General features: G+C 67.7%; 11 protein-coding genes and 1 tRNA gene. 3 read left to right on the top strand and 9 right to left on the bottom strand.

Features of this window, described 5'->3' with window-relative positions; genetic code table 11:
* The first annotated feature begins 444 nt into the window (after positions 1-444).
* Complete coding sequence (locus tag QWJ38_RS05545; RefSeq protein ID WP_290358075.1) at positions 445-2,133, top strand: bifunctional metallophosphatase/5'-nucleotidase; 1,689 nt, start codon at positions 445-447, stop codon at positions 2,131-2,133.
* 395 nt (positions 2,134-2,528) lie between these two features.
* Here the strand turns inward: QWJ38_RS05545 and QWJ38_RS05550 are convergent, their stop codons facing one another.
* From QWJ38_RS05550 to QWJ38_RS05560, 3 genes are all read right to left on the bottom strand, one after another.
* Positions 2,529-3,341, bottom strand: a complete 813-nt coding sequence (locus QWJ38_RS05550) for a COG3904 family protein (protein WP_290358076.1) — start codon at positions 3,339-3,341, stop codon at positions 2,529-2,531.
* A gap of 91 nt (positions 3,342-3,432) precedes the next feature.
* On the bottom strand, positions 3,433-4,215 hold the full coding sequence (locus tag QWJ38_RS05555) for a hypothetical protein (protein WP_290358077.1): 783 nt from the start codon (positions 4,213-4,215) through the stop codon (positions 3,433-3,435).
* A gap of 83 nt (positions 4,216-4,298) precedes the next feature.
* The gene (locus QWJ38_RS05560) at positions 4,299-4,514 is read right to left on the bottom strand and encodes a hypothetical protein (protein WP_290358078.1); all 216 of its coding nucleotides are present in this window, start codon (positions 4,512-4,514) and stop codon (positions 4,299-4,301) included.
* A 209-nt stretch (positions 4,515-4,723) separates the two neighbouring features.
* Between QWJ38_RS05560 and QWJ38_RS05565 the strand changes: the two genes are divergently transcribed.
* Positions 4,724-4,797 (top strand) — tRNA-Gly (locus QWJ38_RS05565).
* Between the two features lie 249 nt (positions 4,798-5,046).
* On the opposite strand, the gene QWJ38_RS05570 is transcribed toward QWJ38_RS05565, so the two are convergent.
* The 4 genes from QWJ38_RS05570 to QWJ38_RS05585 all read right to left on the bottom strand — a co-directional run bounded on the left by QWJ38_RS05570 (position 5,047) and on the right by QWJ38_RS05585 (position 11,512).
* Positions 5,047-6,114, bottom strand: a complete 1,068-nt coding sequence (locus QWJ38_RS05570) for a calcium:cation antiporter (RefSeq protein ID WP_290358079.1) — start codon at positions 6,112-6,114, stop codon at positions 5,047-5,049.
* A 74-nt stretch (positions 6,115-6,188) separates the two neighbouring features.
* A complete protein-coding gene (locus QWJ38_RS05575) occupies positions 6,189-8,366 on the bottom strand; it encodes a putative bifunctional diguanylate cyclase/phosphodiesterase (protein WP_290358080.1) in 2,178 nt (725 codons plus the stop codon).
* A gap of 59 nt (positions 8,367-8,425) precedes the next feature.
* Complete coding sequence (locus tag QWJ38_RS05580) at positions 8,426-9,268, bottom strand: dioxygenase family protein (protein WP_290358081.1); 843 nt, start codon at positions 9,266-9,268, stop codon at positions 8,426-8,428.
* Positions 9,269-9,328: 60 nt separating this feature from the next.
* The gene (locus QWJ38_RS05585) at positions 9,329-11,512 is read right to left on the bottom strand and encodes a bifunctional diguanylate cyclase/phosphodiesterase (RefSeq protein ID WP_290358082.1); all 2,184 of its coding nucleotides are present in this window, start codon (positions 11,510-11,512) and stop codon (positions 9,329-9,331) included.
* A gap of 213 nt (positions 11,513-11,725) precedes the next feature.
* Here QWJ38_RS05585 and QWJ38_RS05590 point away from each other — a divergent pair, with 213 nt between their 5' ends.
* Complete coding sequence (locus QWJ38_RS05590) at positions 11,726-14,305, top strand: ABC transporter permease (RefSeq protein WP_290358083.1); 2,580 nt, start codon at positions 11,726-11,728, stop codon at positions 14,303-14,305.
* Positions 14,306-14,312: 7 nt separating this feature from the next.
* On the opposite strand, the gene QWJ38_RS05595 is transcribed toward QWJ38_RS05590, so the two are convergent.
* Together QWJ38_RS05595 and QWJ38_RS05600 are read right to left on the bottom strand one after the other, a co-directional pair.
* Positions 14,313-16,364 carry a methyl-accepting chemotaxis protein gene (locus QWJ38_RS05595; protein ID WP_290358084.1) on the bottom strand — a complete coding sequence of 684 codons (2,052 nt, stop codon included), beginning with the start codon at positions 16,362-16,364 and terminating at the stop codon, positions 14,313-14,315.
* An 87-nt stretch (positions 16,365-16,451) separates the two neighbouring features.
* The gene (locus QWJ38_RS05600) at positions 16,452-16,988 is read right to left on the bottom strand and encodes a chemotaxis protein CheW (protein WP_290358085.1); all 537 of its coding nucleotides are present in this window, start codon (positions 16,986-16,988) and stop codon (positions 16,452-16,454) included.
* Positions 16,989-17,031: the final 43 nt, after the last annotated feature.

The following is a 17,031-nucleotide window of genomic DNA, read 5'->3' on the forward strand; positions in this document are numbered from 1 at the left end:
CATGTTCCTTTTGCGACACGGAAGAAAGCACGGCTTGAAAAAACAAAGGCTTTGTGTCTGGGACGTAAATATTTCCCAGGCAAGCCCCCAACGCTCACTCCCTCACCACCGCCGTCCATGCCCGCCAGGGCTGGATGGTCTGCCGGCCTCGGCCGATAACTAGCAATTGTCGTGCCCCTGTGCACGCGGCGAACGCCCGAAAACGCGGGGTGGGACTCTAGTGCCAGGCTCCTCCGCGGCCGGCCGGATCGACGGCCAGGCGCCGCTTTTCCTGGCGTCGGCCCTCGATGCGGGCAGTCTGGCGAGCGAATGTGCCGCCGCCGTGACAGCGTGCGAATCGCGCTCGTCTGTCGCGCCCCGACAACAAACCGCTGTCCTGAGCGGGGCTTAAGATGCGCCGCCTCCGGCGCCCGGCGCCGGCGACCCGCCGATTGGAGAACCGTCTTGTCCTCGCTGCCCCACCGTCCTCATACCCGCTCATCGATCGCCGGTCTGTGCGCCATCGCCCTGGCCTTGCTGGCCGGCTGCGCCAGCACCGAGGCGCCGCCGCGCGAGCTGACGATCTTCTCGATCAACGACTTCCACGGGAATATCCAGCCCAAGTCGCCGACGCCGCTGATGCCGCGCCTGCCCGACCCGACCACCGGCGAACTGAAGCCCCAGCCGGCCGGCGGCATCGCCCATCTGGCGACCGCGCTGGCCAAGCTGCGTGCCGAGCGGCCCGATTCGCTGCTGGTCGCCGGTGGTGACCTGATCGGCGCCTCGCCGCAGCTGTCCTCGCTGCTGAAGGACGAGCCGACCCTGGCCGCGATGGCCGAGTTGGGTCTGGCCGCCACGGCGCTGGGCAACCACGAGCTCGACGCCGGCCTGCAGGAATTCCTGCGCAAGGCGCGCGGCGAATGCCCGGCCGGCGGCTGCGTCTGGCCCGGCTTCAGGGGCCCCGGCTTTCCCTATCTGGCCGCCAATCTGCTCGATGCCGAGACCGGCAAGCCGCCGCTGCCGACCCATGTCATCAAGGAGGTGGCCGGCTTCAAGGTCGCCATCGTCGGCGCGATCACGCGCGACACGCCCTCGGTCGTCATCCCCAGCGCGATCCGCGGCCTGCGCTTTGTCGACGAGGCCGACAGCCTCAATGCGCTGGTGCCGCAGCTGCGCGCCGAAGGGGCGCAGCTGCTGGTGGCGGTGATGCACGAGGGCGCGCTGTACCGCGAGGGCGCCAACGATCCCAGCTATGCCTGCCCCGGCCTGCAGGGCCGCGGCATCGACGTGGCCAGGCGGCTCGATCCGGCCTATGCCATCGTCATCGGCGGCCACACGCACAATGCCTACACCTGCAAGATCGACGGCCGCCTCTTCGTGCAGGCAGGCAGTTATGGGGGCTGGATCACCGAGAGCCGGCTGAAGCTGGACGCCCAGGGCCGGGTACTCGATGCGCAGGCGGTCAACCATCCGGTGCTGCAATCGGCCTATGCGCCGAACCCAGCCTTCGTCGCGCTGGTGCAGCGCGCCGCCGAGCTGACCGCCGCCGCCCGCAACAAGCCGGTCGCCACGCTCAGCCGCGGCGCGTCGCGCGCGGTCACGGCGCCCTATGGCGACGGGCCGCTGGGCAATCTGATCGCGGATTCGCAGCTGGCCTACGCGAAGAAGCGCGGCCCGGCCGATCTGGCCCTGATGAACCCGGGCGGCATCCGTGCCGACCTGGTCGTCGAGCCGGGCCGGCCGGTGACGATGAGCGATCTGTTCGCGATCCAGCCCTTCGCCAACGAGCTGGTCGTGATGACGGTCAGCGGCGCGCAGCTGCAGGAGCTGCTGCAGCGCCAGCTGCCCAAGGGCGACGCCCAGCCCCGCCTGCTGCAGGTCTCGGGCAGCCTGCGCTATCAATGGAGCATGGGCGCCGACGGCCAGGCGCGCCTGGGCGAGGTCAAGATCGACGGCCGGCCGCTCGAGCCGGCGCGCGACTACCGCCTGGTCGTCAACAACTTCATGGCCGAGGGCGGCGACGGCGCCGGCGTGCTGCGCCAGGGCCGCGACCGCGCCAGCATCGGCATCGATCTGGACGCGCTGGCCGAGCTGCTGAGCGAGAACCCGGCCGCGGTCGAGCAGATCGAGCCGGGGCGCATCGTGCGGCGTTGATTGAGCGTTGAGGCACGCGAGGCGGAAGCGAGCGCAATGCGATCCGCACCCGTGCCACCATCGAGGCGAGCGGACGTTTGAACGTCGACGGCCTGAGTCTCCATCAGACCGTCGATGACGGCCTGCGAAGTTGGGCAAGGATGCCAAGCGGGCGATGCGTATCGAACCCACGTAATCAGCTTGGGAAGCTGCGTCACGAGCTGTGGTCGCGTCCTGCGAGCACATGACGCGATCCGCGCCCGTAACGCAGCCAAGCAATCGAACGTCTCAACGTCGATGGGGCGACTTCTCTTCAGATCGCCGGTAACGATCTGCGACGACGATCAGGGATGTGGAGCGGGTGAAGGGAATCGAACCCATGGATTAAGCTGGGCCGATTTTAGGTTTTCCCTGGTTTAATCTATTCCGCGTCTTTTTGCGCTATCGCTGGCACACTTCGACATCACTGATTCAGGGCGAAGAAGCTCACAAACCTCAAGGTCCTTCAAGAATCCAGCACGCCTCTTATTGTATTCAATTCTCGAAATTCCAAGGCGTTTCGCCTCAGCAATGGCGATTTCCTCTTTGTAGCCTGAGTCCGGTTGATTGAGCCGATACGCGGAGAGCTGCTCCTTGGACAGAATTTTATTCTGCTCAGGCTCCACAGAGAACATGTCATCAGCAAGTCTCTCCGGAACGCCCATCTCAAAAAAATAAGCTCGCGATTGCACCAAAATTGCCTGCAATATTTTACCGGGACTCTCATTGTCCAGTTTGTTCAAAAATGGCCGATGAATGCCAATATCACCGAAGATATATCGCTGATATCCGGCTGCGACAACGTAGACACATGAGCTAAAACATGGTGAATCGAAGGGAACATAAACAGTCCCCTTCATTTTTCGTATCCAACGTCCAATTGCCATCGCTTCGGCGACATTTCCTCCTGGCGATGTAATGGTTAGTTTAGGCGGCTCTTGGGGTCCAACACCATTCTTCTTTTCAATATCCGCGACTGCCCGGTCATGGAGCGTGACAATAGATTCCGCATCCCCATTCTTTATTTCACCATTAAATAGAATTCGAATGGAGCCATTGGATTCAATCACTTTCGGATTGACTCTCGAATCAAACTCGTCAGCCTTCGCGTTAACACCACCGAGAGTTCCAGCAGCAACGAGCACAAGTAATACGCCCATTCGTTTCAAGCCATTTTCCAAGTAACTCATGCGCCGTAGTACCAATCTCAGAATATCCATAAATAAAAATTGGGGGCAGTTCACGCGGATTGCGATTTTTGACATATAAGCAGCTTCGATGCTAACCGGAAATTTGTGACTTCAACCATTTGCTGACCGGTTTTTTATCGCGGCATATCAAGATCCTTACGGACTCCGAAAGCGATTGCAGCTGACTGCGTGTTGGCCCTTCAGTGAATCCGGCGAGAGGGTCATCAAATTTTCCAGCCTCAATACGAGATTCGACTGCTAAGGCGAACTCTCTGAATAGAAGCTTATCTTCGAGCATTGGAGACAGGTCTTCCACATCAAACGCCGTCGTTAACAGAACACCTTCGTAGCGCCCGTTTCCGACAACGCCGTCTATGCTGATATGGTTGGCCAGATTCCGGTAACCATATGCTCCGTCAAATTTTTCTACTCTGCATCCTTCGTAGTCGAGGTATATGACATCCTCGATCCACTGAGCTCGAAACTCGTCGTCGGGGCCTGCCTGCACCAACTTCCCACCACACGCGTGCACATAATCACCAATGGGAACCACGATGCCCGCATCTCCGATGCCGCATGTCAGGCAGCGCGGAGAACTGTTTCGGCTGCGCGCAATTTTTTGCCCGAATTCAATTTCTAACAGCTCACTTTCCGCGGACGAGAGCCCACTATTCGAAAGCGATCGAAACATTTTCTTTATGCTGAATCGGATAGAAGTGACCTGTTTGACAAGCTCGGCAATTCGCTGATCTTTATCGAAATACGTGGAAAAATCGGGCTCGATGTCTCTGATACCGTTGCAGTGCTCGCACCAGCCGTATTGTCGCCCGGCTCTCATCTCTCGCCCGTTGGGAAGTTGATAGACAAGCGTCACAGGCCGATGTATCAGAAGTCCCTGAAATTCACATGAAGTGCAGCGAATCCGTGTGTTATGAATGGACATAATCAAACGCTCCGCTACTTAAACACCTCTCGCCGAGCGCTATCGAGCAACAGATTAAGCCGAGCGGCGTCCGAATATTGAGCTTTGGAGAAGCTGCGGCTGTATGGCTCATCTTTATCAAAGACTGTGAAATTTATTCGCGCTCCATAGTCATCGCTTTTCGCAACGCATTGGAGGGGTTCAAATGCTTTTTGGATTTGATTGATTGCTGCTTCGATACTTTGCTTCATTTTTATTCCAAAAAGTTCAGAGTTTGACAATCCAGGTCAACAAATATTGAGATAACTGAAGTCCGCGCGCCCAGTAGAAAACAAAAAAAGAGTACAGTATGATGGAAGGCTAAGGGGAATCTTCAACTTGGAGCAAATCTGATCGCCTCTGGCGGCTGGGCCGGCCCCTCAGCTGAATCGATCGCTCAGGATGATAGACTCGCATTAACGCGGGTGTAGTTCAATGGCAGAACGGCAGCTTCCCAAGCTGCATACGAGGGTTCGATTCCCTTCACCCGCTCCACATCCCTGATCGTCGTCGCAGATCGTTACCGGCGATCTGAAGAGAAGTCGCCCCATCGACGTTGAGACGTTCGATTGCTTGGCTGCGTTACGGGCGCGGATCGCGTCATGTGCTCGCAGGACGCGACCACAGCTCGTGACGCAGCTTCCCAAGCTGACTACGTGGGTTCGATTCCCATCACCCGCTCCACGATGACGACGAAAAACGCGGCCCACGGGCCGCGTTTTTTATTGCTTGCGCGCGCCGCGCTCAGGGCACCAGGGCCAGGAAGAGGAAGGCCGCGAAGATGACCAGGTGGACGGCCCCCTGCATCGCATGGGTGCGGCCCAGCGCCAGGGTCAGCGAGGAGATCAGGAAGCTCAGCAGCAGCAGCACCAGCTCCTTGGCATCGGCGCCCAGCAGCAGCGGCAGCTCGAAGGCCAGCGAGGCGACCGCGACGGCGGGGATGGTCAGGCCGATGCTGGCCAGCGCCGAGCCGTAGGCCAGGTTCAGGCTGGTCTGCAGACGGTTGGCGCGCGCGGCGCGCACGGCGGCCACCGTCTCCGGCGAGAGCACCAGCATCGCGATCGCGATGCCCAGCACGGCCGGCGGCGCGCCGGCTGCTTCCAGCGCCGCCTCGATCTGCGGCGACAGCACCTTGGCCAGGCCGACGACGGCCACCAGCGCGATCAGCAGCAGGGCCGCGCTGGCCCAGGCCTGGCCATTGCTCGGCGGCGCCGCATGGGCGTCGTCGTGATCGGCGTCCACCTGGGGCAGGAAGTAGTCGCGATGGCGCACCGTCTGCACGAAGATGAAGATCAGCCACAGCAGCAGCGACATGGCGGCGGCAAAGGCCAGCTGCGGCGGCGAATAGCTGGCCTCGGGCGTGCTGGTGGTGAAGCGTGGCAGCACCAGGGTCAGCGTGGCCATCGCGATCAGCGTCGTCAGGCTGGTGCTGGCGCCCTCGACGCGAAAGAGCTGCTCGCGGTGCCGGATGCCGCCGACCAGGAGGCACAGGCCGACGACGCCGTTGCAGATGATCATCAGGGTCGAGAAGATGGTGTCGCGCGTCAAGGTCGCCTTGTCGGGGCCGCCGGCCAGCATCATCGACAGGATCAGCGCGACCTCGATCACCGTCACCGCCAGCGCCAGCACCAGGGTGCCGAAGGGTTCGCCGAGCCGGTGCGCGATCACCTCGGCATGATGGACGGCGGCCAGCACGGCGGCAATCAGCGCCACCGCGCACAGCAGGCTCAGCCAGGCGCTGCCGGGCAGCAGCAGGGCGGCGCCCAGCAGCGCCGCGGCGCCGAGCGGAGAAACGAGCGACCAGGATGCCATGGCGATCCCACCTTCCACAAAGCCGAGGTGCCGCCATTGGACTACATCGGCGGCCGTTCGCCGCAGCGGCGGGCTCAGGACAGGCCGGCGAACACCGAGGGCGAGAAATCGGCCGCGCCCTCGGGCCGGTCGCGGCCGGCGGCCCAGTCGAGCAGGGCCTGGGCCGGCATCGGGCGGGCGAACAGATAACCCTGCAGTTCATCGCAGTCCAGCGCCACCAGGATGTCGCGCTGCGCCGGCGTCTCGACGCCCTCGGCCACCACGCTCAGGCCCAGCGCGTGGGCCAGCTTGATCACCGCATCGACGACGGCGCGCGCATCACTGCTGAGGTCCAGGTCATTGATGAAGCTGCGGTCGATCTTCAGCTGCCGCGCCGGCAGCCGGCGCAGATAGCTGAGGCTGGAGTAGCCGGTGCCGAAATCGTCGATCGCCAGATAGACGCCCAGCTCGCCGAGGCCGCCGAAGGCGCGCAGCGTGGTCTTGACGTCCTCCATCGCCACCGATTCGGTGATCTCGCACAAGAGCTGCGCCGCCTCGATCTCGTGGCGCCGCAGCGCGGTGGCGATGCGCTCGACCAGATCGCTCTGGCGCAGCTGGTGGACCGACAGATTGATCGCCACCCGCATGCGCAGGCCGGCCTGCTGCCACAGCTGCATCTGCCGGCAGGCCTCGTCGATGACCCAGTTGCCGATCTCGCTGATCAGGCCGAAGCGCTCGGCGATGGGGATGAAGACATCGGGCGCGATCAGGCCGCGCTGCGGATGGCGCCAGCGCAGCAGCGCCTCGACGCCGCGGATCTGGCCGCGCCGGCTGTCCAGCTTGGGCTGGTAATGCAACTCCAGCTGGCCCTGCGCGATCGCCTGGCGCAGCTCGGTGTGCAGGCTCAGCTGCTCCAGCGCGCGCGCATCCATATGCTGCTCGAACAGCGCGCAGCTGTTGCCGCCGGCGCGCTTGGCCGCATACATGGCCGCGTCGGCATGCGCCATCAGCTTGTCGCCGGGGCCATGGTCCGGATGGACGGCAATGCCGATCGAGGCCGAGATCGGCAGCAGCGGCTGGTCGGCCAGGCCCAGCGGCGTGGCCAGCGCCTCGAGCAGGCGGCGCGCCAGGCTGATGCAGTCCGCGATCTCGGGCACGTCCTCCATCAGCAGCACGAACTCGTCGCCGCCAATGCGCGCCACCGTGTCGCTGTCGCGCGCGGTCGCCTGCAGGCGCCGCGCGACCTCGCGAAGCACCTGGTCGCCGGCCGCATGGCCCAGCGAATCGTTGACCGGCTTGAAGCCGTCCAGGTCGATGCACAGCACGGCGATGCGCTCGCTGCGCCGCTCGCCGGCGTCGCGGCGCGGGTCGTCGCGGCCGCTGCGTGCCAGCGCATGCTGCAGCCGGTCCTCGAACAGCAGGCGGTTCGGCAGCTCGGTCAGCGGGTCCAGGAAGGCGCGCCGGCGCAGCTCCTCATTGGCCGACTGCAGCTGCGTATTGGCCGTCTGCAGCGAGCTGGAGAGCCGCAGCGCCTTGCTCTGCAGCCGCGCATCCAGGGTCGAGCTCAGCAAGGTCATCGACAGCAGGCCCAGCGAGGCCAGCATCACCAGGCCGCCGAGCAGGCGGCCGCTGAGCTGGTCGGCGCTCAGGCAGACGCTGTCGAAGGGGAAGCCGGCCGCGGCCATGCCGGTGTAGTGCATGCCGCTGATCGCCAGCCCCATCGCCAGCGCGGCCGCCAGCTGGTAGAGCGGGCGATAACGGCTGCCGCCGAATTCGCGCAGCCAGAAGAAGATCAGCAGGGCGGCGGCCGAGGCCAGCACCGCGATCAGCGCCGAGGCCGCCACCAGCCGCGGGTCCCAGACGATGCCGGGCGCCATGTCCAGCGCCGCCATGCCGATGTAGTGCATCGCGCAGATGCCCAGGCCCATCAGCAGGGCGCCGCCGGCCAGGCGCGCCAGGCTCAGGCGGCCGCGGCTGGCCAGGGCCAGCGCCACCGCCGAGACGCCGATGGCGGCGATCCAGGACAGCAGGGTCTGCAGGCTGCGGTAGCCCAGCTCGATCGGCAGCGAGTAGGCGAACATGCCGACGAAATGCATGGCCCAGATGCCGGTGCCCATGGCCAGCGAGCCGCCGGCCCACCAGCTGCGCGCGACGGCCAGATCGGGCGTGCGCACGCGCTTGGCCAGATCCAGGCTGACATAGGACGCGAAGGTCGCGATCAGCAGCGAAGCCGCCACCAATTCGGGTGCGTAGCGGGGCGTCAGAAACAACATCCGGGCACTTTAAGCGAAGCAAGCCCGCGCCGGCGAGCCTGCGGCCGCCGCGGCGGCGCTCAGCCCTTCGTCGAGTCCGCCAATCGCGCGGCCAGGGGCCCGAAGCCATAGGCATCCATGCCCAGCGAGCCGAAGGTCAGGCTGGCATGCAGGCGCCGCGGCGCCGCCGCGCGCCCGCCGGCGCCGGCCGCCACGAACCAGGGCAGCAGATGCTCGTCGCTCGGATGCATGTCGACCGCGTGCGGCGCCTGCTGGCGGTAGTCGAGCAGCGCGTCCCAGTCGCGCGCGGCGCTGCGCGCCACGAACCAGTCGCGGAAGGCGCGCGAGGCCTCGATCTCCGGCGCGTCGATGGCGGGCGGGCGGCCGCCGCCGAAGACCAGGCGCAGATTGTGGGTGATGCTGCCGCTGCCGATGATCAGCACGCCGTCCTCGGCGAGAGGCGCCAGCGCCTGGCCCAGCGCGAACTGCTGGGCCGGGCTCTGGCTCGGCACGAAGGCCAGCGGCAGCACCGGCACCTCGGCCTCGGGGTAGACATAGCGCAGCGGTGTCCAGGCGCCATGGTCGAGCCCGCCCTGGTCCGCGCGGGCGATCGCGACCCCGGCCCGGGCCGCCAGCGCCTGGACCTCGTCGGCCAGGGCCGGCGCGCCGGCGGCGTCGTAGCGCAGGCGGTTGAGCTTCGGATCGAAGCCGCCGAAGTCGTAGACCGCCTCATGCCGCGCGCCGGCCAGCAGCACCGGCTGGCGCGCCAGGCTGTGGGCCGAGACGACCAGCAGCGCGCGCGGCCGGCCGAACTCGGCGTCCAGCGCGCGGCCCAGCCGCTGCATGAAGGCACCGGCCTCGCGCGGCTCCAGCGCCGTCATCGGCGAGCCATGCGAGAGGAAGAGGGGAGGGAAGCTGTTCATGATGCTGCCATTGGAGCGCGCGCGCCGGGCTCGGCGGTGCTGCGCCCTTGCATGCAGCATTCAATCGCTTGCTACGGTCGCGGCGCGCCCGCCGCCCTCCGCGCCGCCGGCGCGTCGCGCCAGCGCCCAGTCCAGCAGGGCCGCGGCCGGCATCGGCCGGGCGAACAGATAGCCCTGCAGCTTGTCGCAATCCAGCCCGATCAGCACATCGCGCTGCGCCTCGGTCTCCACGCCCTCGGCCACCACCTCCAGGTCCAGCGCATGGGCCAGGCGGATGATGCCGTCGACGATGGCGCGGGCGTCGGCGCTGCTGGCCAGGTCCTGGACGAAGCTGGCGTCGATCTTCAGCTGACGGGCCGGCAGGCGGCGCAGATGGCTGAGGCTGGAGTAGCCGGCGCCGAAGTCGTCGATGGACAGCGAGACGCCGATGCGCGCCAGGCCCTCGAAGCTCTGCTGCGCGGCCCTCACATCATCCATCGCCATCGACTCGGTGATCTCGCACAGCAGCTGGTCGGCGTCGACGCGGTGGCGGCGCAGCGCGGCCCCGACGCGCTCGACCAGATCGCTCTGGCGCAGCTGGTGGACCGAGAGATTGATGGCCACCCGCAGCCGCAGTCCCTGGATCCGCCACAGCGCCATCTGGCGGCAGGCCTGGTCGATGACCCAGTCGCCGAGCTCGTCGATCAGGCCATGGCGTTCGGCCAGCGGGATGAAGACGGCGGGCGGCACGCTGCCATGCTGCGGATGCTCCCAGCGCAGCAGGGCCTCGACGCCGCTGAGCTGCAGCCGCCGGGCGTCCACCTTGGGCTGGTAATGCAGGCGCAGCTGGCCCCGGGCGATGGCCTGGCGCAGATCGGACTGCAGGCTCAGGCTGACGCGCGCGTCGAGGTCCATATTCGGCTCGAACAGCGCGCAGCCATGGCCGCCCCTGCGCTTGGCGGCATACATGGCGGCGTCGGCCCGGGCCATCAGCTTGTCGCCGGGACCATGGTCGGGGAACAGCACCACGCCCACCGAGGCGCCCAGGTGCAGGTTCTGTCCGTCCACCTCGAGCGGCGTGGCGAACTGCTCGACGATGCGACGGGCAGCGCCCATGCCGTCCTCGGCATCGGCCAGGCCTTCCAGCAGCAGCACGAACTCGTCGCCGCCCACCCGCGCTACCGTGTCCGCATCGCGCGCCGCCTGCAGCAGCCGGCGGCCCACTTCCTGAAGCACGGCATCGCCCATCGCGTGGCCGAAGGAATCGTTGATTGGCTTGAAGCCGTCCAGGTCGACGAAGAGCACGGCCAAGCGTTCCGGCACGCCGCTGCGGTCCGGTTCCGCCGGTTCCGCCGGCTGCGCAAGGCTGCGCTCGATGCGGACCAGCGCGTGCTGCAGGCGATCCTCGAACAGCAGCCGGTTCGGCAAGCCGGTCAAGGGATCGACGAAGGCGCGCCGCTGCAGTTCCTCATTGGCCGTCTGCAGCTGCCGGTTGCTGATCCGCAGCGAGTCGGCCAGTCGGGCCGTGCGGCTTTGCATGCGGGTGTCCAGCGTCGAGGTGAACAGCGTCAGGCCCAGCAGGGCGACGGTGGCCAGCGTGACCACGACGCCCAGGTCTTGGCCGGCCAGCTGGTCGGCGCTGCGGCAGACCGCGCCGACGGGGAAATGAGCGGCCGCCATGCCGGTGTAGTGCATGCCGGCGATCGCCAGGCCCATCACCAGCGCGGCCAGCAGCTGGTAGATCTGCCCGCGCGCGCCGCTGACGCGGCGCAGCCAAAAGAAGATCAGCAGCGCGGCCAGCGAGGCGGCGATCGCGATCGCGGCCGAGGCGGCCACCAGGCCGAGGTCCCAGACGATGGGCGGCGCCATGTCCAGCGCCGCCATGCCGGTGTAGTGCATCGCGCAGATGCCGGCGCCCATCAGGATGGCGCCGCCGACCAGTCGGCCGGGGCGCAGGCGGCCGCTATTGGCCACGTGCAGCGCGATCGCCGAGACGATCACCGCGGCCAGCCAGGACAGCAGGGTCTGCAGACCGCGGTAGCCGAGGGCGATCGGCAGCGAGAACGCGAACATGCCGATGAAGTGCATGGCCCAGATGCCGGTGCCCATGGCCACCGAGCCGCCCAGCCACCAATGGCGGGCGGCCCGGCGGTCGGGTAGCCGCACGCGCTTGGCCAGGTCCAGCGCCACATAGGAGGCGAACACGGCAATGAACAGCGAGAGCGCGACGATCGCCGGGTTGTAGGTCGAAGGCAGGAAACTCATGCGCGGTATGGCCTTGGAAATCCGGTGGTTCTCTCCCTGTGAGCGCTCGGGCCCTTGGCCGTCAGTGTCGATGTCGGAGGCGGGCTTCGCGCCCAATTTGGCGACAAGGGCTTATCCCTGCGCGCCAGTTGCTGTCGGCTTGTGTACAGCCCCCAGCTTTCCGTGCGAAACCGCACGAATCGCCGAGGTCGGCTTGTTCGCTACAGTGCGTCCATGAGCAGCCTTCCCGACGCCCCGTCCTTGCCCGTCCAGCCGCTGCGGCCGCCCCGCGCCCCGAGCGTGGTTCACATCGCCTGGCGCCAGCTCTGGCGCGACTGGCGCGCCGGCGAGCTGCGCCTGCTGATGATTGCCGTCGGCCTGGCGGTCGCGGCGCTGTGCGCGGTCGCCTTTCTGTCCGACCGGCTGGACCAGGGCCTGCGCCGCGATGCGGCGCAGCTGCTGGGCGGCGAGGCCCTGGTCGCCAGCGACCAGCCGACTCCGCCGGCCCTGGTCCAGCTGGCCGGCGAGCTGGGCCTGCAGCAGATGCGCAGCGTCACCTTTCCGAGCATGGCGCGGGCCGGCGAGGCGCAGGGCGGTGCCAGCCGCCTGGTGGCCGTCAAGGCGGTCAGCGCCGGCTATCCGCTGCGCGGCAAGCTGACCCTGGCCGGCGGACGCAGCGGCGGCGCGCCGGCGCGCGGCGAGGTCTGGGTGGACGCGGCCGTTCTGGACGGCCTGGGGCTGAAGATAGGCGATCCGCTGCTGCTGGGCGACAGCCGCCTGCGCATCGCCGGCGCGATCGCCAACGAGCCGGATCGCGGCGCCGGCTTCATGAACTTCGCGCCGCGGGTGATGCTGGCCGAGGACGATCTGCCGGCCACCGGCCTGGTGCAGCCGGCCAGCCGCGTCACCTACCGGCTGGCGCTGGCCGCGCCGCCGGGCCGGGCACAGGCGATCGAGCAGTTCGTCGCGCGCGCCAAGGCGCATCTGGAGAAATCCGGCGAGCGCGGCGTGCGGCTGGAGTCGCTGGAGACCGGCCGCCCCGAGATGCGCCAGACCCTGGATCGCGCGGCCAAGTTCCTCAAGCTGGTGGCAATGCTGTCGGCGCTGCTGGCGGCGGTGGCCGTCGTGCTGGCGGCGCGCGACTTTGCCGCCCGCCATCTGGACGATTGCGCGATGCTGCGCGTCCTGGGCCAGCCGCAGTGGCGCATCGCCTGGGCCTATGGGCTCGAGTTCGGCGCCGCCGGCCTCGTCGCCAGCCTGGCCGGCGTGCTGCTGGGCCTGGCCCTGCACTGGGTCTTCGTCGGCCTGCTGGCGGGCCTGATCGAGGTCAGCCTGCCGCCGCCGACGATCCGGCCGGCGCTCTTGGGCCTGGGCCTGGGCGCCAGCCTGCTGCTGGGCTTCGGCCTGCCGCCGGTGCTGCAGCTGGCCGCCGTGCCGGCGCTGCGGGTGATGCGGCGCGATCTGGGCGGGTTCAAGGCCGGCTCGATCGCCGTGCTGGCGGCCGGCGTGCTGGGCTTCGGCGCGATCCTGCTGGTGCTGTCCGGCGATGCGCGGCTGGGCCTGATCGCCGCCGGCGGCTTTGCCGTCGCGCTGGCGCTGTTCGCGCTGCTGGCCTGGGCGGCGGTGCTGCTGCTGCGCCGGCTGGTGCCGCAGGCAGGGGCGCCGCGCTGGCTCCTGCTGGCGACGCGCCAGCTCGCCTCGCGGCCGGGCTTCGCGGTGGTGCAGGTCGCCTCGCTGGCGATCGGTCTGCTGGCGCTGGCGCTGCTGGTGCTGCTGCGCACCGACCTGATCGCCGGCTGGCGCCAGGCGACGCCGGCCCATGCGCCGGACCGCTTCGTCATCAATATCCAGCCCGATCAGGGCGAGGCCTTCCGCGCGCGGCTGCAGGCGGCCGGCGTGAAGGGCTATGACTGGTATCCGATGATCCGCGGCCGCCTGATGGCGATCAACGATCGCGCCATCCTGCCGGCGCAGTTCACCGACGAGCGCGCGCAGCGCCTGGTCGAGCGGGAGTTCAATCTGAGCCACAGCGCCGCGCTGCCGGCGCACAACAAGCTGGCCGGCGGCGCCTGGACCGCCGACGATGCGCAAGGGCTGAGCGTCGAGGAGGGCCTGGCGGAGACCCTGGGACTGAAGCTGGGTGACCGCCTGCGCTTCGACGTGGCCGGCAGCGCCGTGGAGGCGCGCATCACCAGCCTGCGCAAGGTCGACTGGGCCTCGATGCGGGTCAACTTCTTCGTGCTGTTCCCGCGCGCCGAGATGCCGGAGCTGCCGGCCACCTATATCTCGGCCTTCAAGGCGCCGGTCGGCGAGGCTCAGCGCGCGGCGCTGGACCGCGCGCTGAGCCACGAGTTCCCCAATCTGACCGTCATCGACGTGTCCGCGCAGCTGAACCAGGTGCAGGCGGTGGTCGACCAGGTGATCCAGGCGGTGCAGTTCCTGTTTGCCTTCACGCTGGCCACCGGCCTGGTCGTGCTGCTGGCCTCGGTGGCCAGCACGCGCGAGGCGCGCACCCGCGAGTTCGCGCTGATGCGCGCGCTGGGCGCCGGCTCGCAGCTGCTGGCCCAGGTGCAGCGCGCGGAGCTGTTGGGCGTCGGCGCGCTGGCCGGCTTTCTGGCCGGGGCGGTGGCCCTGGTGCTGGGCGGGCTGCTGGCCCGCTATGTGTTCGACTTCAGCTGGCAGCTCAAGCCCTGGGCGCCGCTGATCAGCGCCGCCGCCGGCGCGCTGCTGGCGCAGCTGGCCGGCTGGTGGAGCCTGCGCGGCGTGTTGCAGCGGCCGGTGGTGCAGACGCTGCGCGAGGCGACCAGCGAATAGCGGGCGCTCAGAAGGACTGCCAGTCCTCGCCGGCGCTGGCCGGCGCGTTCGGCCGCGGCGCGGCCGCCGGCGTCAGCTTGGGCGTGACCTTGGGCGCCACCTTGGGCAGGCTCGGCTTGGCGAGCGGCTTGAGCTGCGCCGCCGGCTCGCCCTCGTTCAGCTTGAACACCGAGACGACCTCGGTCAGCCGGTGCGCCTGGTCCTTCAGGCTTTCGGCAGCGGCGGCCGATTCCTCGACCAGGGCCGCGTTCTGCTGCGTCATCTGATCGAGCTGCACGACGGTGCCGTTGATGGCGACGATGCCCTGGCTCTGCTCGCCGGAGGCGGCGGTGATCTCGCCGATGATGTCGGTGACGCGGCCGACGCTGGCGACGATCTCGCTCATCGAGCTGCCGGCCTCCTGCACCAGGCGCGCGCCGGTCTCGACGCGCTCGACGCTGGCGCCGATCAGGCTCTTGATCTCCTTGGCCGCCTCGGCGCTGCGCTGCGCCAGCGAGCGCACCTCGCCGGCGACGACCGCGAAGCCGCGGCCCTGCTCGCCGGCGCGGGCCGCCTCGACGGCGGCATTCAGCGCGAGGATATTGGTCTGGAAGGCGATGCCGTCGATGACGCCGATGATGTCGTTGATCTTCTTCGAGCTGGTCGCGATCTCGTCCATGGTGGAGACGACCTGGCCGACGACCTCGCCGCCCCTGGCCGCCGCGCCGGAGGCCGAGGCGACCAGCTGGTTGGCGGTGCGCGCCGAGTCGGCCGTCTGCCGCACGGTGCCGGTCAGCTGCGTCATCGAGGAGGCGGCGTTCTGCAGGTTCGAGGCGGTCTGCTCGGTGCGCTGGCTCAGGTCCTGGTTGCCGGTGGCGATCTCGGTGCTGGCGGTGCCGATCGAATCGACCGAGTGGCGCACGGTGCCGATGGTGTCGGCCAGGCGCCGGCGCATGGCCTCGGTCTGGCGGATCAGGGTGCCGATCTCGTCCTGGCTGGCGCTGTCGACCGCATGGGTCAGGTCGCCGTCGGCGATGGAGCCGATCGCCTTGGTCAGATCCCCCAGCGGCCGGGCGACCCAGCGCCGCATCATCCAGAACAGGCCGAAGCCCAGGCCCACGCTGGTCAGCGCCAGCATGGCCCAGAAGGGCAGCATGGTGCCCCAGTGCGAGGCCATCGCCTCGCTGTTGGAGACCTGGGCGACGACCCAGTAGCCGTTCTGCTCGTTGCGGCGCACGATGGCGAAGGCGTCGTCGCGCTGGCTGCCCAGCACATCGGGCACATGGGCGACATGACCCTGCGCATCGGCCTCGGCCAGCGCGGCCAGCAGGGCCGGCGCCGCTTCCTTCAGCAGCTTGCCCTTGGCCGTCGGGTGGGCGGCGAAGAAGGCCTTCTCCGGATCCTTGGCCGCGCCGATGATGTAGGTGCCGCCGGTCTCGAAGAACCTGGCGTCGGCGGCCATCTTGTCCATGGCCTTCTCGAAGGCGTCGAGGTCGAAGCCGACGTAGAGCAGGCCGATCAGCTTGCCGGCCTCGTTCTTGATCGGCTCGTAATAGCTCATATAGGCGCGGCCGAACAGCACCGCGCGGCCCGCATAGGGCTTGCCGGCCATCAGCGTGGCGAAGGCCGGGTGCGAGCTGCCGAGCTTGGTGCCCAGCGCGCGCGTGCCGTCGGCCTTCTTGACCGAGGTGGTGATGCGCTCGAAGTCGCCGTCCTTGGCGGCGAAGACGGTGGCCACGCCGCCGGTCGTGGCGGCGAACTTGTCCACCTGGGTGAAGTTGCCGTTCAGCTTCGGGCCCCAGTCGCGCAGCTCGCCGGTGGCTTCATCGAGCTGGAAGCTGGGGCCGAACTCCTGGCGGAAGGAGCCGAAATTGCGTTCGACCAGGATGCGCGAGGTGTCGTCCATCGCGTTCATTGCGTCGACCATCGATTGGGTCTTGTCGGCGACCCAGGTATTGACGCGTTCGTGGGCGGCACGGGTCAGCATCACGCTGACGATGCCGGTGACGGCCAGAAGGACGGCCGCGAGGGCTGCGACGCCGGTCAGCGAGACGCGGCGTGCGATCGAGGAGGCAGCCATGACCGGTACTCCAGATAAAAGCTCACCGACACCGGCAGGGTGCCGGTGAGCCCGGGCAAAGCGGAAGGGACAGGAGCGGGCGCCGGATCAGGCCGCGATCGCGTCCATCAGGCCCATGTCGGCGCTGCTCATCAGGCCTTCGATGTCCATCAGGATCAGCATGCGATCGTTGACGGCGCCGATGCCGGTGATGAAGCTGGTGTCGACCGAGGCGGCGCTCAGCTCCGGCGCCGGACGGATCGCGTCGCGGGCCAGTTCCAGCACGTCGGAGACCGAGTCGACGACGGCGCCGACGACGCGGTTGCGCACGTTCAGCACGATCACGACGGTGAAGCTGTTGTACTCGGCCGTCGGGCAGCCGAGCTTCAGGCGCAGGTCGACGATGGGCACGATCACGCCGCGCAGATTGACGACGCCCTTGATGAACTCGGGCGCATTGGCGATGCGGGTCGGCGGCTCGTAGGAGCGGATCTCCTGCACCTTCAGGATGTCGATGCCGTACTCCTCGGCGCCGAGGCGGAAGGTCAGGTACTCGCCATTGCTGGCCACATGGGACTTGCCTTGGACGACCAGGTTACCGGCATCGCTGCGGGTGACGGCGGTGGAAATTTCTTGACTGGACATGCTGGACCTCGTCGTGGGTTTGATAGGGGCGGTTGATTCGGGG

Source organism: Roseateles violae, from assembly GCF_030410485.1.
Taxonomy (GTDB): Bacteria; Pseudomonadota; Gammaproteobacteria; order Burkholderiales; family Burkholderiaceae_C; genus Roseateles_D; species Roseateles_D violae.

Excerpts from the sequence above, each read along its gene's own strand:
- QWJ38_RS05575 (WP_290358080.1), bottom strand. The coding sequence starts at position 8,366 with ATGTTGTTTCTGACGCCCCGCTACGCACCCGAATTGGTGGCGGCTTCG.
- QWJ38_RS05600 (WP_290358085.1), bottom strand. The coding sequence starts at position 16,988 with ATGTCCAGTCAAGAAATTTCCACCGCCGTCACCCGCAGCGATGCCGGT.
- QWJ38_RS05595 (WP_290358084.1), bottom strand. The coding sequence starts at position 16,364 with ATGGCTGCCTCCTCGATCGCACGCCGCGTCTCGCTGACCGGCGTCGCA.
- QWJ38_RS05585 (WP_290358082.1), bottom strand. The coding sequence starts at position 11,512 with ATGAGTTTCCTGCCTTCGACCTACAACCCGGCGATCGTCGCGCTCTCG.
- QWJ38_RS05590 (WP_290358083.1), top strand. The coding sequence starts at position 11,726 with ATGAGCAGCCTTCCCGACGCCCCGTCCTTGCCCGTCCAGCCGCTGCGG.
- QWJ38_RS05550 (WP_290358076.1), bottom strand. The coding sequence starts at position 3,341 with ATGAGTTACTTGGAAAATGGCTTGAAACGAATGGGCGTATTACTTGTG.
- QWJ38_RS05580 (WP_290358081.1), bottom strand. The coding sequence starts at position 9,268 with ATGAACAGCTTCCCTCCCCTCTTCCTCTCGCATGGCTCGCCGATGACG.
- QWJ38_RS05560 (WP_290358078.1), bottom strand. The coding sequence starts at position 4,514 with ATGAAGCAAAGTATCGAAGCAGCAATCAATCAAATCCAAAAAGCATTT.
- QWJ38_RS05570 (WP_290358079.1), bottom strand. The coding sequence starts at position 6,114 with ATGGCATCCTGGTCGCTCGTTTCTCCGCTCGGCGCCGCGGCGCTGCTG.